Genomic DNA, 15479 nt, shown 5'->3' with positions numbered 1-15479 from the left:
GAAAACCTTCAAAATCAAAATCATTGTTTTCCATAATCAATCAGTGTGGTTGCGAAAGTTAAGGATTAACTTGCTGACACACTTTTTGCAACGGTCTCAACAACAAATTCGCCCAACAAAGGCTATGATGTCAAGCCTCCTAACGTCGACCTGCACATAGCTAGGCCGTCGGCCTTAGCCGCGCTACCCACCAACGTAGTTGGTACCACCGCTCCTTCCGACCCATCGGAAGGAGCACCACCGTGAGTTCCGAGGTATCGGAACGAACACTAATGCGCCTCCAACCAATTCTCTCCCGTACCAATCTCTACCAGGATCGGCACCTTCAAATCGGGCAACGCGTTCCTCATGTTTTCTTCAATGACGGGTTTGATGCGTTCCAGCTCATCACGGCGTACGTCAAATACGAGTTCATCGTGTACCTGGAGGATCATTTTTGATTCAAACCCTTGTGCTTTCAAGGCCGCTTGTACGTTCAGCATAGCCAGCTTGATCATATCGGCTGCTGTACCCTGGATAGGCGTGTTGATGGCCATCCGCTCCGCGTTGCTCCGCGCGAGGGAGCTTTTGCTGTTGATGTCCCGCAGTTGGCGGCGACGCCCCAAAAGGGTGTTGACGAAACCATGCTCACGGGCAAATTTCACCGTATCCTCCATGTAGCGCTTCAGGCCGGGGTAACGGTCAAAATAGGTAGCGATCAACTCCTTTGCTTCGCCACGGCTGATGCCCAATTGTTGGCTCAGGTTTTGTGACCCTGCACCGTAAATGATCGCAAAATTGACCGTTTTGGCTTTCCCGCGCTGGTCGCGATCTACCTCGTCGTAAGGGGTGTCGAAAACGCGAGCAGCAGTAGCACGGTGAATGTCACGCCCGGTTTGGAAAGCATCCAGCATGGCTTCGTCGCCACTGATTTCGGCAATCAGCCGCAGTTCTATCTGGCTATAATCCGCCGCTAACAGAATATGATCGGCATCACGAGGCACAAATGCTTTCCGGACTTTTCGGCCCTCTTCTGTACGGATAGGGATGTTTTGTAAATTGGGGTCTTTCGAACTCAAGCGCCCCGTCGCGGCTACCGTCTGGTTAAACGAGCTGTGAATACGACCCGTTTTCGAGTTGATCAATTTGGGCAACGCATCCAGGTAGGTAGAGCGCAACTTGGTCAAGCCACGATGCCGCAATATTTTTGCTGCAATCGGGTAGTTTTCCGCTATTTCACTCATCTTCTCTTCATCGGTAGAGTGCTGCCCAGACTTGGTTTTCTTCCAGCGGTAGGGGATTTTCATGTGTTCAAAAAGCACTTGGCCTACCTGCTTTGGCGATGCTAGGTTGAACGGCACGCCAGCCTCTTTTTTCACCTCTTCTTCCAGTGCCACAATTTCACTCACCAATTCCTGAGAATAGGCCCCCAGGAAGTCAGCATCCACTTTTATACCTTCAAACTCTATTTCGGCCAGCGTCCGCACCAGTGGGCCTTCGATCTTGTGGTAAAGTTCTTCGATCTTGGTTTCTTCGGCCAGCTGAGGAGCCAGCTCTTGGTGAAGCTGTAGCGTAATGTCTGCATCTTCACAAGCATAGTCTACCACCTGTTCCACAGGCACGCTACGCATGGTTTTCTGGTTCTTCCCTTTCTTCCCAATCAACTCCGTGATCGAAACCGTCTTGTATTGCAGTATGGTTTCTGCCAGGTAGTCCATGTTATGGCGGCGCTCGGGTTCCAGCAGGTAGTGCATCACCATGGTATCTAGCAGCGCACCTTTTACTTCCACCTTGTACCAGCGAAGAACGAGCATGTCGTACTTGAGGTTTTGCCCGATTTTAGCGATGTTTTCTGCTTCAAACAAAGGTCGGAAACGTTCTACAATTTCCTGCGCCGCAGCTTGATCTTCTGGCACAGGTACATACCAGGCGGTGCCTACTTCTATGGCAAAAGACATACCTACCAGCTCAGCTTCGTTGGCGTTTACACTGGTTGTTTCTGTGTCAAAACATACGGTGTCTGCCTTGAGCAGCTTGGCCAACAGTTCTTCCTGTTCTTTTACCGAAGCCACCAAATGGTAATTATGCTCCGTGCTCGAGATATTATTGGTGGCGATATCATGCTGAGAGAGGCCAGTATCGGGGCTGACGGTAGCTACGGTGTCAAAAAGACTACCCTGTTGCCCTGCAGCCAGGGGTTTTTCCTCTTCTTGCCCAAGAATACTATTCGCCAGTCCTCTGAATTCTAATTCTTTGAAAATCTCCGACAACCACTCCCGGTCAAAGGGTTCAATGATATAATTATCTGCATTAAAACTGATGGGTACATCCAGCTTGATGCGAGCAAGTTCTTTACTGAGTATGGCCAACTCACGATTGTCTTCTACTTTTTCTTTTTGCTTTCCTTTTAGCTGGTCGGTATTTTCCAGCAGGTTTTCCAAGGAGCCATAAACCTTCAGGAGTTTTGCCGCTGTTTTGGGGCCTATTCCCGGAATCCCCGGAATATTATCCACCGCATCGCCCTGCATCCCGAGCATGTCTATCACTTGGTCTACGTTTTCGATGTCCCACTTCTCGCAAATTTCCGGTACGCCCAAAATATCAATACCGTTACCTTGCCGCGAGGGTTTGTACATGAAAATATTTTCGGACACCAGCTGGCCATAATCCTTGTCAGGGGTCACCATATACACCTTGTAGCCTTCTTTTTCCGCTTGTTTGGCCAGGGTGCCAATCACATCATCTGCTTCGTAATTATCAACAACGATAATCGGAATTTTGAACGCCTGTAATATCTGATGAATATAAGGAAACGAAGCTCGAATATCATCGGGCTGCTCTTCCCTGTTGGCCTTGTAACTTTCCATCATTTCGTGCCTAAACGTAGGCCCTGAGGGGTCAAAAGCTACTGCCAGGTGTGTCGGCTTCTGGTTCTTCATCAAATCCCACAGCGTACGGGTAAAACCAGTAATAGCGGAGGTGTTAAAACCCTTGGAGTTGATCAGTGGCCGGTTGATAAATGCAAAGTGAGCACGGTAAACCAAGGCGTGACCATCAAGAAGAAACAGACGTTTGTCAGACATGTAAGCTTGAATTGTGAATGGGTAAAGATAGGAGAAATGCCGCGAAAAGTAACCGATCTCATAGTGCTTTAAGGCAAACCTTGTCTGTTTATGTATTTAGGCAGCCACCCGCCCTGCGGTTGGGTCGGGTCGTCCGCCACTCACTGTTCGTTCGGCCCCCGCTTGTGGCGGGGTCTCCCTTCCCTGTGGTCGGGCTGGCTCCCACCCCTGGCTGAGGGGTACCTGGAAGTTGCGAAAACCTGCCAAGTTGTAGTTGTTGATTGGGCGAAGAAATAGCGAGATTCACGCTGTTTTTGCGCCAATCGTACCAGTGCGATCATACGGTTGGGAGTATGTGCTTTTTCTGCAAAAAAAACGACACCGTTCGTATAAATACATTCATGCAGTTACACTGCCATATGGGCATTACAAAAATGGAATCTCCTTGCGTAGCAACAATTCACGAAACGCTTCTTCCTCACCAGCGCTAAATGCTGATTTAGGAATCGTCATCGCCTGGTTTGTACCAATGTAAAGAAAGTAAGATTGTTCAGAGGCACCATAATGCAGAAGACCTTGGTAGGAAAAGGTCGATTCTGAATTGGCGGTCTTTATGAGGATTTCCTCTTCGTCGAAAATCATTTCGCGAGCGGTACCAAGCTTACTTTGTTTATCAGCGCGTTGAATTTGTTTTTTCAGGCTGGCAGGGATCAACCAAAGCCATATGACGAGTATCATGCCGATGGGCATCAATATCTTTAATGCTTCTTCTCCGCCTCCGTCTTTTACAAAAGTGATTATGAGTTGCACCAATAGCACCACCACGATTGCCGCAAAAATGAGCTTCAATAGGCGCTTGGATTTCCAATAGTGGTTGGCGAAATCGTAAGCCAGTTCTGGTGTATGCTCGTACTTGAGGTGGATCTTCATGATTGGTATACTTTTAAATTCTGAGCAAGCTTTTAACCACTTTCCTACTTTATACGTTGTACTAGTATTGGTTAAAAACTCCTACCATCACAAAACTAAGTTAACTTATGAAGAATTTTGCACCCTTGCTGTTAATTATGCTGATGGGAATCGCTCCAAGCCTTACGGCGCAGGAGTTTCCTGATGCAGACAAAAGCTCAATGGATATGTCTTATTATCCTCAGCGGGCTGCTTTCCGCAATTTTGCTAAAACCCCGGAAGAGAAGCTGGCGGGTGAACCCATCATGCGTGTCATCTATTCTCGCCCGCAAAAGAAGGATCGGGTTGTATTTGGCGAACTGATCAAATATGGCGAAATGTGGCGTATTGGGGCTAATGAGTCTACCGAAATTACTTTCATGCGCGATGTTATGATAGGCGATCAGCCTGTTCGTGCAGGGCGCTATACGATCTACGCAATGGTTAACGAAAAAGAATGGACCGTCTACTTTAGCCTCGATCTTGATGGCTGGGGGCAGTACGTGTTCAAGCCTGAAGAAAGCAGTGTGGCGGAAATTACGGTGCCTACAACGGTCGTAAAAAACACCATTGAAACAATGGGTATTGTCTTCGAAGAAGCTGAAGACGGTGCGAATATGGTGATTGGCTGGGATAATACTGTTGTTCGCGTGCCGATCAAGTTTTAGTTATTCTTCGCTAGAAGCTAAAGTAGTCAACAGGGATGTCAATGCTTATTGATGTCCCTGTTTTTTGGGCATCAATCTACATCCTGCCTTCTGAATCCTAGAAATTCACCCTTTCTATTTACAGCTCCAACTCTATCACCATTGTCGTAAATGACGGTTGCTATTCCATTCTCATCAAAGCCGTAGATGCTGAAGAAGATGGGATCAATGATAAAGTTTCCATCTCTTCCAATCACCCCGTTTTTCCCATTTACGGAAACTCGGATCGTTTCACTGTCAAAAATATTTATATTATCGTATAAAGGCTCGATAATGATTTTGCCTGTAGTGTCAATGACTCCAAACTTGTCATTCATAACTATGACTGCAATGTCCTTTACCCCATCAGTCCTCCCCCAGTAGTCGTCAAATTCTTTGGCGTCTGAAAAGGGCCCTGGTATTTTTGTTTCTCCTTTCTCGTTGATGAAAAAATAATTTTCACCAATTGCGACAGGTGTCAGGTTATTGGTGAAATAAAGACCTATGTCATCATATTTAAAATCGATTACAATACTCCCTTTTTCATCAATGAACCCCCATTTGCCACCCTGCTTTACCGAGGCAAGCCCTCCTTCCCAGAACCCTCCAGTGTCTTGAAATTTAGGCTGAATTACGAAATCTCCCTGTCGGTTAATGAACCCCCAATGTCCATTGGTTTTTACTGCTGCTAGATTCATTTCATCGAAACCCTGAGCACTATCAAAAGGCCCTGCGATGACCTCTTCCCCTTTTTTATCGATATAGCTCCATTTTTGATGATGTTTAACAGGAGCTAAACCTGATTCATCAAACGTTTGCGCATAATCGTATTGAGGCGGTATCACCTCGTTCCCTTGTAGGTCAATAAATCCCCACTTGAAATTCCTTTTGACGATTGCCAATTCGCAACTATTATCAAAACGTATCTGCGCTTGGTATTTAGGTTGAATTATGAAATTTCCTTGAGCATTAATTACACCAAACTTATCATTTATTTCAACAACATAGAGGCCGCATTTTGAAGAGAAAGAGACATTGTCAAATTGTGCTTTGATTTTCACATTCCCGAGGCTATCCATCAATCCATACTTTAATGCTTCATTGTTAAATGGATAAAGAGGTTGACCATGACTGATTGACAAAAAGAGCACACAGAATAGTACAGAAAACGAACCTCTCATTTTTATTGGTTTTAATCTTGCGTATATGTGCCCGCTATCAATTTTTAATCAGCGCTTATCTCCGCAGTAGGAGATGTTATTTCTAGTTTCGCAATTTTACTCATTACGATTGCTCCTGTTACCGATACCAGGATTGTACCACATAGTACACCTATTAGTGGTATCAACATCAACAAATACAAAACAAAACCCAGTGCTAGCGATACGCCCATGTAGGATTTGCTAAAGGCCATGCTTTCTTTGATAGTCATGCCAAATTGCTCGTTGTAGTTGTCAAGGATCACCAGGCCAAAGAAATAGCACTGAATTAAAAACAGGATGGGGCTTTCTAGCCAATCCAGGAAGCCAAAGATTCCAAAAAATACACTTACCAAAGCAGAAACAATTACCTCCATGATCCAGGCTCGGATGGCCACTTTGATCATTCGCACCTGTGCGGTAAAAAAAGCTTGGAAATCGGTACGGATAGGATGCCCTTGGATTTCTTCTAATGCACGTTGCATAAAGTGGAAAACCACTACTTCAGAAAGCACAAGGATGACGTATTTTAGTAAGCCAGAAGTGAAAGATTCATAACCTTCCGTAACCACGTTGCTGATCATTGTGCCCATGGCAGCAAAAGCATTGATGTCGGTGTCTCCGACAAAGAGACGACCAACCCAACTGCCAACTTCCGTCAAAAAGGACAGCCCAACTATGATAGCCACGACCACAAGGGCTTTGAATACCCAGCTATAGCGATTGATGCCTTGCCAAAGTTCTCGTTCTCGAATTAGCTCTACGGCAGCGCGCAGGCTTCCTAGCGTAATAAACAGCTGACTAATAATCGTTCGATAGGTCAAAGTTGGTTGGGTTTCGTTTGTCTCCAAATTTAAGCGATTTGAGGGGTGTGCCAAAAAAATAATCCTTTATCGATGGTTTTTTTCGACAGCATTAGGTGTTTTTTCTATGAAAAAAGATTTTATATTTGCGCCACTTTAGTGCCATCCTAGCTCAGCTGGTAGAGCAACGCATTCGTAATGCGTAGGTCGTCGGTTCAAGTCCGATGGATGGCTCTCTTCAAAAGACTTGTTACCTAGCGGTATCAGGTCTTTTTTTGTATAGGGAATCTTTCCATCGGACGCAGAAATTTATCCTGTTTTATAGAGACCACATATTGCGCAGAAAATAAAATGCGATTTTCTTCAAGGTTTTCAAATAGTAAACCCGCTTTAAATGAACCGCTTGGCTTAGAGCTTGTTTGGTATGGATTTGATTTGAAAATCAACGACTTATGGTTCTGGCGAGTAATCAAAATGTGAGTTTAGCGGGCTAAATGAGCATTTTGATGCGAAGTCAGGTTCATAAAGCGTTGGTTTTCAGCCATAGCAAGTACCAAACAAGCTCTTACTATTATGAAAACCAAAATCTCATTTTATTTTCGTGCTGTTCCCAAGGGAGGCACGACCTTAGTTTTTCTTAATCGGGAAGTCCGATGGATGGCTCCGATGAGAAGACTTGTTACTTAACGGTAAAGTAGCAGTTGCTCCTACTGGGATGAGTGTACTTTTCGTTGATATGTAGACTTGCCAATATGGGTGTGTTGACTTCTAAGACAAGTTCTGTTTGGGCACTTGAAAAAAGATAAGGTTAAATTAATGCCTTGAAAGGCAGCTGCATCCTCTACTATTTTTTACTTTGGGTTAAGATAAAAGTTGTCATAGAACCAATAATTCAAAAGAAACATGCCCTCACCTCATTTATACGATACCATTCAGGATGCGGTCAATTACCTCAAGAGCCAAAGTGATCTTAGTCCCCGTTTCGGACTCATTTTAGGTACAGGCCTTAGCGGCTTGGCTGACGAAATAACGGAGGCAACCGAAATTGCCTATGGAGACATTCCTCACTTTCCTGTTTCAACTGTACAGAGCCATCGAGGTAAACTTATTTTTGGCAAGCTTGCCGGGATTCCCATTGTCGCGATGGCCGGAAGGTTTCACTACTACGAAGGCTACAGCATGGAGCAAGTCACTTTTCCTGTAAGGGTTATGAAGTTCTTGGGGATCGAACGCTTGATTATTTCCAATGCTTCCGGCAGCGTCAATCCTGCTATTGAGGCCGGGGATATTGTCTTTGTCCGCGACCATATTAATTTCATGGCAGATAACCCCCTGCGAGGTCACAATGACGAACGCTTGGGCCCTCGATTCCCGGATATGTTGGGCACCTATGACCGTCAGTTAAACACCCAAGCACTACAGATGGCCAGAAAAATGGGTATTCCTGCCCACGAAGGTATCTATCTGGGGCTACAAGGCCCTAACCTGGAAACGCCTGCCGAGTATCAGTTTTTTCACCGTATTGGCGCCGATCTCGTAGGGATGTCCACCGTGCCAGAGGTGTTGGTGGCTAAACACATGGAGCTTCCCATCTTTGTGGTTTCGGTAGTTTCAAATAAATGCTACCCGCTCGAAGATATTAAGGAGACGAGTGTAGAGGATGTCATCGCGAAAGTTGGAGAAACCTCGCCTCGCTTGCAAGCGCTGGTTAAAGAACTGATTGTTAAATGGTAGATTGTAGAAATGCAACGAGGCTACCTCTTCAAAAGAGATAGCCTCGTTGCAACAGACCACCAAGTCGTATTGTTGATTAAAATCTAAACCCTACAGATGTCTGTATAGAGATGTTCTTATCCACGTCGTCCCGCGTTTGATAGCGGTTGCCGAGGGCTAGGCTTACCGGCGAAACATCCTGCCCTTCATTGGTGATGTCCGATAGACCATAATTGGCACGAACACCAACATAAAGACCCTTGTTTAGGAAAAAGGCTAAACCAGCATTCAGGCCAAAATCAACGGACTTGAACTTATTATCATCACTATCTGCTGCTTCGTAGTAAGCGTCGGTAGAGCCCGGCAAGAAGGTTTGTAGGGTATTCAAGGTAATCGTTGTAGACCCTTGAATAGCATCCACTCCTTTTTCATTGCTGAAATAGCCGTAATCAACACCTGTTGTGAATTCAGCTACAGGGCTACCTGCCTGGGTGGCGCCGGAAAAAGTGATTCCCCCGCTACCGCTACTGCCAATTAAAAAACCGGCATTAACACCTGCTTCAAATTCCAGACGGCCAATCTTGTAATAGAGCAACACCGGTATGTCAATATAAGAATTGGAAATGCTGATATCACTGCGCCGGTTACCTGTTGCGAAAATAGGCGTGCCAGTATTAGTGGTGTAAAACGTGAAATACGATGGCCCGTCATAAGTGTATTGAGTTCCTTTCTGACTATACATCAATTCCCCTTTTACCCCAAACAGATCGGTAAATGAATACACAAAGGAAGCACCGATGTGGAAACCGGTATTGGACTCGAAGACCTCATCGTCGGTTTCTGCGGGACCGTCAATATTATTAAAGTTCAGACCAGCCTTGAAGCCGCCTGAAAACTCTCCCTGAGCAAATGTTACACTGGTAAAAAGCAGGATAGCTAAACCAAGGAAAATTGATCTCATAACAATGGTATTTGGTTTGCTGACTATTTAGTATAGCCAGTTCAACTGAGTTTTTTAAACGAGGCGCAAGATACATCACTTGCAGCTATTCGTAACTAGAGAACCTTCTGTAGGAGGATACGGTTGGTAGACACATCTCCTTTTTCTTTAAATCCGATAATATTAAACCCACGTTTCAATGCAAATAAGAGCATATTCTTATGCTGGTTTCTGGTCTTGAAGGTCACATTTCTATAACCTTGCTCTGTTGCCCATTTTTCTTGCTTTTCAGCCAACCGGCGAGCAATATTTCGACGTCGATAGCTGGGTAAAACGCCTCCCATCCAAGAATAAAAAGAACCATTGCGTTCATAGCCGACTTTGAAGCCTACAGGACGAGTGCCATCAAAAGCTACAAGAATAAGATGTGGAACATCTTTTAGTCGCTTTTTATATTCTTCTTTGCCTGGAGGGCCAATAAATTCAGGAATACACTTGGATATTGCTACTGCGGTAGCAACATCTGATGTTTTAATAATAGGATTAGCCATGGTGTTTGTGTAGTTATACGCAAAGGTAGAATTTATTGAGCTAATCAACGTGTAAGAAAAGTACGGATATCTGCTGCTAGCTGTTTTAATTCATCGTGCTGGGTGTACATCATGTGCCCTCCTTCATAATATTGCACTTCAACATGATCTGGAAGAATACCATGACGTTGAAAAGTATGAAAAAAAGAATCGATGCATGATTGGGTATAGTTATACCGGTTGACAATGCTGGCGTAGCCAAACTCTTTCTTCATCCTCTTTTAAGAGGGGCAATATACCTGCCATCACTTGTTGGTGGTAATCATTGAGCCACTGGCGCTCCTCTTCCGAAAGCATGTCTAGTTGTAGTAAACGACGATCAATAGGGAATAGCGTCAAGGTTTCAAATCGAAGAAAATCTCCATAATCCGTAGAACGATCTTCTACGCACAGGATGAGGTTTTCAATGCGAATGCCGTAGTGGTCTGTGCGGTAGAATCCAGGTTCGTTACTGGTCACCATACCTGGTTGTAAAGCAGTCCGGCCGCGGCTGGTAACCGCACTGGTAGCAAACCCCTGCGGCCCTTCATGGACATTGAGGAAAAAACCAACGCCATGACCAGTACCGTGTCCAAAATTGAGCCCTTCCTGCCAAAGAAATTGACGAGCCAGGGTGTCGAGCTGTGCGCCTCCAGTACCTTTGGGAAAACGAGCCTTACTCAGGGCTATCATGCCTTTGAGGACGAGCGTAAAGTGCTGTCGTTGTTCCATGGTTGTATCACCTAGCGATACGGTGCGAGTGATGTCGGTCGTGCCGTCGAGGTACTGGCCGCCGCTATCGAGCAGCAAAATGCCGGAAGCATTTAAAGTGGCGCAGTTTTCTGGTTCCGCATGGTAGTGGATAATCGCACCGTTGCCGTTGTATCCAACGATGGCGGGGAAGCTTTCGCCTTTGTAAAGATTCTGCTGACCTCGGAAGGCAGCCAAGCGTTCACTGATCTCCACCTCGGTGACCGTTGTGGTTTTTAAAGTATCCTCTAGCCACCGAAACAATCGCAATAATGCGACACCATCTTTGCACATCACATTGCGAAAATGCTTGATCTCTGTTTCGTTTTTGATGGTTTTCATCATGACCACCGGGCTTCCCACTTCCTTGAGGTCTTTGCCCGCCAGTAACTCATAAAAACGGTAACTTAAGGTAGCTGGATCTACTGCCAATTGCTGGGAAGCAGGGAAGTTTTGCAGCGCAAGTTCCACCTGGGAATAGTCATCTATTTCAACACCGTCTTGTTTTAAGGCGGCACTTAGTGTTGGGTCAATCCGATCTTTTCCTACAAACCAATTGGCTTGTTCTTTGGTTACCAAAAGGTAGCTCAGGCAAACCGGGTTGAAGTCAACATCTGCGGCCCGAATATTAAGGGTCCAGGCAATTTCATCGAGTGCAACCAAAAGTACCGCATCTACTCCTGTTTTGTTCAGCCATTCCCGAATATTGGCGAGCTTATCTGCCCTGCTTTCTCCGGCATAAGCGATATCGAAAGCAAAAACATCACTACGTGGAATAGCTGGGCGATCTTTCCAGAAATTGGTGGTTAAGTCATATTTGGCGTTGAGCTTAACCCCTTTAGGGCTCAGCTTGCGCTCTAGTAAACGAGCCTGACTCAGAGATACTACCCGTCCGTCAAAGCCGAGTTGCTGACCCGCAGCAAGATTGTCTGCTAGCCAGTCCACGTGTTCAGGAGCATGGGGTACTTGCTGGCGTTCCAGGCTAATACCACTACCAGCAAGTTGTTCTTCTCCCTGAAGAAAATAACGGGAATCTGTCCATAGCCCAGCATCCTCATTTGTAACAATTAAGGTGCCCGCCGAGCCTGTAAACCCTGATAACCAGGTGCGTGTCTGCCAGCGTGGTGCGACATATTCACTTTGGTGTGGATCACTACTTGGTACCAAGTAGGCGGTAATGTTATGCTGAGCCATTGCGGCCCGCAAATGCTCGATGCGAGAAGGAATATTCATTGCGTAGTTATGCTTAAGTGTCGGCCTTAAAAGTAGGGAACTTTTAGCACAAGGAGTATAAATTAAGTGTAGATATAGACATTGGTCGAAAGCCTTAACAAAAATCGTTCCATTTTGTAAACAAAATTTGCGCACAGACGTAAACAAGTGTAAATTACGCTTTCCTTAATAACCATACCCAAGTAGAAAAACGTCATGCTCAAGCAGACGATAAGTCAGAAAATGCTCCAAAAGCTGTCGCCACAGCAGATTCAGTTGATGAAGCTGCTGCAGGTGCCAACCATTAATTTGGAGCAACGCATCAAGGAAGAGTTGGAGGCTAACCCAGCTTTGGAAGAAGGTTTGGAAAGGGAAGATCGTTTGGTGGAAGAACAAGAAAATAGAGACGAAGCCACCGATGATAATTTTGAGCTTGACGAATACCTTCAGGATTATATTGATGATGACCCCTCTTCCTATAAATTGTCTTCCAATAATTACAACTCCGATGAGGAAGACAAGACGATACCCATTGCGGTACATCAAAGTTTTCATGATCACCTGGAGGAACAGCTAGGTTTATTGCGCCTCAATAATGAGCAGGAAGAAACGATTGCTTTGCAAATTATTGGCAGTATTGATGAGGATGGCTACTTGAGAAGAAGCCCTGTTGCGATTTTAGATGATCTGATGTTCTCTCAGAATATCTTTACCGATGAGGCTACCGTGAAAAGTATGCTGCAAAAAATCCAACGTTTTGAGCCCCCTGGTATAGGTGCGCAAGATTTGCAAGAGTGCCTGTTGTTACAGCTAGAGCTAAAACTCGAAGACGATTTTGATCTCGATGATGAAGACCTGATTAATCTGAAACGGGCCAAGCTAATCATCCGGAAATACTTTGATGCTTTTACCAAAAAGCATTACGAAAAACTGCAAAAACAGCTGGATATTAGTCAAGATCAACTTAGGAATGCTATCGGCGAAATTCTAAAACTGAACCCCAAACCCGCTAGTGGTTACAGTACGGCCAATCAGCGTTCGGCCCAGTATGTTACGCCAGATTTTTTCATCTACACCCGCGATGGAGAACTAGAATTGGAGCTTAATAGCCGTAATGCACCGGACCTCCGTGTTAGTGATCAGTATCGGGATATGTTGCGCTCTTATCGCAATAACCGGCGAAAAGGCACGAGCAACCGAGAACAAAAAGAAGCTGTTGTTTTTATCAAGCAAAAAATTGATTCTGCAAAATGGTTCATCGATGCTATCGTACAGCGCCAGCAAACGATGTACAACACCATGTACACGATTATGCAGTACCAGTATGATTTCTTTCTGACTGGTGATAAAAAGCGTCTCCGCCCAATGATATTAAAAGACATTGCGGAAATCACGGGCCTCGATATTTCTACTATTTCGCGCGTAGCCAACAGTAAATTTGTACAAACGGAATTCGGAACTTTCCGCCTCAAGGAATTCTTCTCCGAAAGCCTGAGTACCACCGATGGCGAAGATGTATCGACTACCGAAGTGAAGAATGTACTCAAGGATGTTATCGACGAAGAAAACAAAACCAAGCCACTCAGTGATCAGAAACTGATGGATATACTTCGCGAAAAAGGTTATGATATCGCTCGCCGTACGGTGGCTAAATACAGAGAACAGCTAGGAGTTCCTGTCGCTAGATTAAGAAAGGAATTATAGCGCCGACCCCTTAGTGTAAGCCTGGAAAAAAGGCATCCTCAAAATGCTTCAGCTCTGGAGCTTCGCCCTTTCCCATTACAATACTGATAACATCAAACCGTAGCGCCCACTCGTGGCCGGTTTCTTGCATGTAGGCCGTGGCTGCACTGGCCATGAGCCGCTTTTTGCGTTTAGTGACAAACACTTCGGGGGCACCAAAATAGTCGCTACTACGCGTTTTTACTTCTACAAAAATAAGGGTGTCTTCCAAACGAGCAATCAAATCAATTTCTATCCGATTGACACGCCAGTTACGTTCCACGATAGTGTAACCATTGGCTTGGAGGAAGTTGGCGGCGAGGGTTTCTCCCAGTTTGCCCAGTTCATTGTGTAAAGCCATAATTTTTTTTACTCCTTTTGTGAAGGTAGGAGAAAAATTATTTTGCAAAGGGCTAAAACAATACGGGCCAGCTTGTCTTCGACAAACTGGCCCGCTGCTTGGCAGAAGAGTAATAGTCTTAGTCTGTCAGGACCATCTTGCGAGTGGCCCGCTGATCACCCGCTTCAAGGGTATAGTAAAACAAGCCGATTGCTGGAAGGTCACTTCGGCGAATACTGATTTCATGGTAGCCTTCTGAAAAGTATTCTGCTACTTCGTAAACCAATTTGCCAGCCATGTCGTAAACACTCAATCGCGCATCTCCACCAGGATCCAACTGGAAAGGAATAATGGTAGAGTTATTCCACGGGTTAGGGCGGTTTTGGAAAAGTTCGAAGTTGGAACTTACTTCTGCAGCGCCGCTTTCGGTAAAGAAGGATAGGTTGATGTCTTCTGCTTCTCCATCTTGGGTGTAAGCTTCTGCCTTGGTTACCCGTGAGCTGAGATAGAGCCATTCCTTGATGCTTCCGGCCTGCTTAGCGGTACAACGTAGCGTGAATAAGGTCATTTCTTTGCTGTTTGCAGATTGGCCATATTCGTTCCATACAGTAGTGATTAAGCCTGCACGGTCATCATAAAAATGGAAGTTTTCTTCCGGGTAAAGATTGGGCAGGTCGCCAGGGATGATTTCCAACACTTCGAGTGCACCAGGATCGTATTCTAGCGTGAACTGGTAGCCCATCCACTCGTTCATGTAGCGTGCCTTGAACGGAATATCTACCGTTTCATTGGCTTCGACCGAGGTAGCACCAATGGAGAGTTCCAGTGGATTGCTGCTAGAACGGTCATCTCCATCAGCCATCATACTGTTCGGAATGGCAGAGCCATTGACGTCTCCCACTTTGATGGCTACAAAATCGGCGTGCATCTCCGGGCCAGACAAATCATTGATGTTGTGCAGTTCCGGGAAGTAACCCATGAAAGGATTCGTTGGGTCTGCAAAAACGTAGGCAGCATCAATAAAGCGCCAAGAGGTATTGTTATTTGGCAACTCCGAACTGATATTCAAGATAAGCTTCCGTAGCTTAATAATATCCAGCGTAGAGATATGTCCAGAACGATCTACATCGGCAGCAATCAGTTTGTAGGGGGAGTTCAAGATGCTCGTGCCTAGAATATGTTTGCCTATGAGAATCAAATCAAAGGTTGTAACACCATTGAGAAGGTTCTCATTATTTTGAGCAATTACGCTGTAATCCTGGCCCAAAGACAGGTCTTCAAACATGAAGCTACCATCGATATGGGTATACATCATGGACGGATCATTTCCGGAAACCATGATCATCACGTTTTCTACTTCGTTACCGTCTTCCGTCAAGACACCTCCGGAAATCATGCCTTCGCCGGTTTGACCCACACAGTGGTTGTTGGGGTCTTGTACGCTTACTACCGTCAAACAAGTCGATACATTGTCCTGGCTATCAGAAGCCCAAAGGATGACTTCGGCAGCTTGACCTGCATCATAGCAATCAAAATCTACACTGGTAGCAGTAGGT

General features: G+C 45.4%; 13 protein-coding genes and 1 tRNA gene. 4 read left to right on the top strand and 10 right to left on the bottom strand.

The window, feature by feature from the left end; translation table 11 throughout:
* Positions 1 to 269: 269 nt before the first annotated feature.
* Positions 270 to 3062 carry a DNA polymerase I gene (polA, locus tag ACRBG0_RS19730; protein ID WP_431488572.1) on the bottom strand — a complete coding sequence of 931 codons (2793 nt, stop codon included), beginning with the start codon at positions 3060 to 3062 and terminating at the stop codon, positions 270 to 272.
* A gap of 405 nt (positions 3063 to 3467) precedes the next feature.
* Positions 3468 to 3971, bottom strand: coding sequence for a YcxB family protein (locus ACRBG0_RS19725; RefSeq protein WP_431488571.1), 504 nt, complete (start codon positions 3969 to 3971; stop codon positions 3468 to 3470).
* Between the two features lie 107 nt (positions 3972 to 4078).
* Between ACRBG0_RS19725 and ACRBG0_RS19720 the strand changes: the two genes are divergently transcribed.
* A complete protein-coding gene (locus tag ACRBG0_RS19720) occupies positions 4079 to 4657 on the top strand; it encodes a DUF2911 domain-containing protein (RefSeq protein ID WP_431488570.1) in 579 nt (192 codons plus the stop codon).
* Between the two features lie 71 nt (positions 4658 to 4728).
* Here the strand turns inward: ACRBG0_RS19720 and ACRBG0_RS19715 are convergent, their stop codons facing one another.
* Positions 4729 to 5754 (bottom strand): WG repeat-containing protein, encoded by a 1026-nt coding sequence (locus ACRBG0_RS19715; RefSeq protein ID WP_431488576.1) that lies wholly within the window; start codon positions 5752 to 5754, stop codon positions 4729 to 4731.
* Positions 5755 to 5900: 146 nt separating this feature from the next.
* Complete coding sequence (locus ACRBG0_RS19710) at positions 5901 to 6725, bottom strand: hypothetical protein (protein ID WP_431488569.1); 825 nt, start codon at positions 6723 to 6725, stop codon at positions 5901 to 5903.
* A 113-nt stretch (positions 6726 to 6838) separates the two neighbouring features.
* Here ACRBG0_RS19710 and ACRBG0_RS19705 point away from each other — a divergent pair.
* Positions 6839 to 6911 (top strand) — tRNA-Thr (locus ACRBG0_RS19705).
* Positions 6912 to 7580: 669 nt separating this feature from the next.
* Positions 7581 to 8411 carry a purine-nucleoside phosphorylase gene (locus ACRBG0_RS19700; protein ID WP_431488568.1) on the top strand — a complete coding sequence of 277 codons (831 nt, stop codon included), beginning with the start codon at positions 7581 to 7583 and terminating at the stop codon, positions 8409 to 8411.
* A gap of 76 nt (positions 8412 to 8487) precedes the next feature.
* Here ACRBG0_RS19700 and ACRBG0_RS19695 read toward each other — a convergent pair whose 3' ends face one another.
* From ACRBG0_RS19695 to ACRBG0_RS19680, 4 genes are all read right to left on the bottom strand, one after another.
* Complete coding sequence (locus tag ACRBG0_RS19695; protein ID WP_431488567.1) at positions 8488 to 9351, bottom strand: porin family protein; 864 nt, start codon at positions 9349 to 9351, stop codon at positions 8488 to 8490.
* Between the two features lie 95 nt (positions 9352 to 9446).
* Positions 9447 to 9881 carry a GNAT family N-acetyltransferase gene (locus ACRBG0_RS19690; RefSeq protein WP_431488566.1) on the bottom strand — a complete coding sequence of 145 codons (435 nt, stop codon included), beginning with the start codon at positions 9879 to 9881 and terminating at the stop codon, positions 9447 to 9449.
* Between the two features lie 44 nt (positions 9882 to 9925).
* Entirely contained in the window at positions 9926 to 10135 is a 210-nt protein-coding gene (locus ACRBG0_RS19685; RefSeq protein WP_431488565.1) for a hypothetical protein, read from the bottom strand.
* Positions 10092 to 11882: an aminopeptidase P family protein gene (locus tag ACRBG0_RS19680; RefSeq protein ID WP_431488564.1), complete on the bottom strand. Its 1791-nt coding sequence runs from the start codon at positions 11880 to 11882 to the stop codon at positions 10092 to 10094. Before ACRBG0_RS19680 ends, ACRBG0_RS19685 begins: the two co-directional genes overlap by 44 nt.
* 195 nt (positions 11883 to 12077) lie before the next feature.
* Between ACRBG0_RS19680 and rpoN the strand changes: the two genes are divergently transcribed.
* Complete coding sequence (rpoN, locus tag ACRBG0_RS19675) at positions 12078 to 13565, top strand: RNA polymerase factor sigma-54 (RefSeq protein ID WP_431488563.1); 1488 nt, start codon at positions 12078 to 12080, stop codon at positions 13563 to 13565.
* Between the two features lie 10 nt (positions 13566 to 13575).
* Here the strand turns inward: rpoN and ACRBG0_RS19670 are convergent, their stop codons facing one another.
* A complete protein-coding gene (locus tag ACRBG0_RS19670; protein ID WP_431488562.1) occupies positions 13576 to 13944 on the bottom strand; it encodes a YraN family protein in 369 nt (122 codons plus the stop codon).
* 118 nt (positions 13945 to 14062) lie between these two features.
* The gene (locus ACRBG0_RS19665; RefSeq protein ID WP_431488575.1) at positions 14063 to 14785 is read right to left on the bottom strand and encodes a cohesin domain-containing protein; all 723 of its coding nucleotides are present in this window, start codon (positions 14783 to 14785) and stop codon (positions 14063 to 14065) included.
* Positions 14786 to 15479: the final 694 nt, after the last annotated feature.

The organism is Lewinella sp., assembly GCF_050633125.1.
GTDB lineage: Bacteria > Bacteroidota > Bacteroidia > Chitinophagales > Saprospiraceae > Lewinella.
This window is presented reverse-complemented; position numbering and strand designations above follow the sequence as displayed.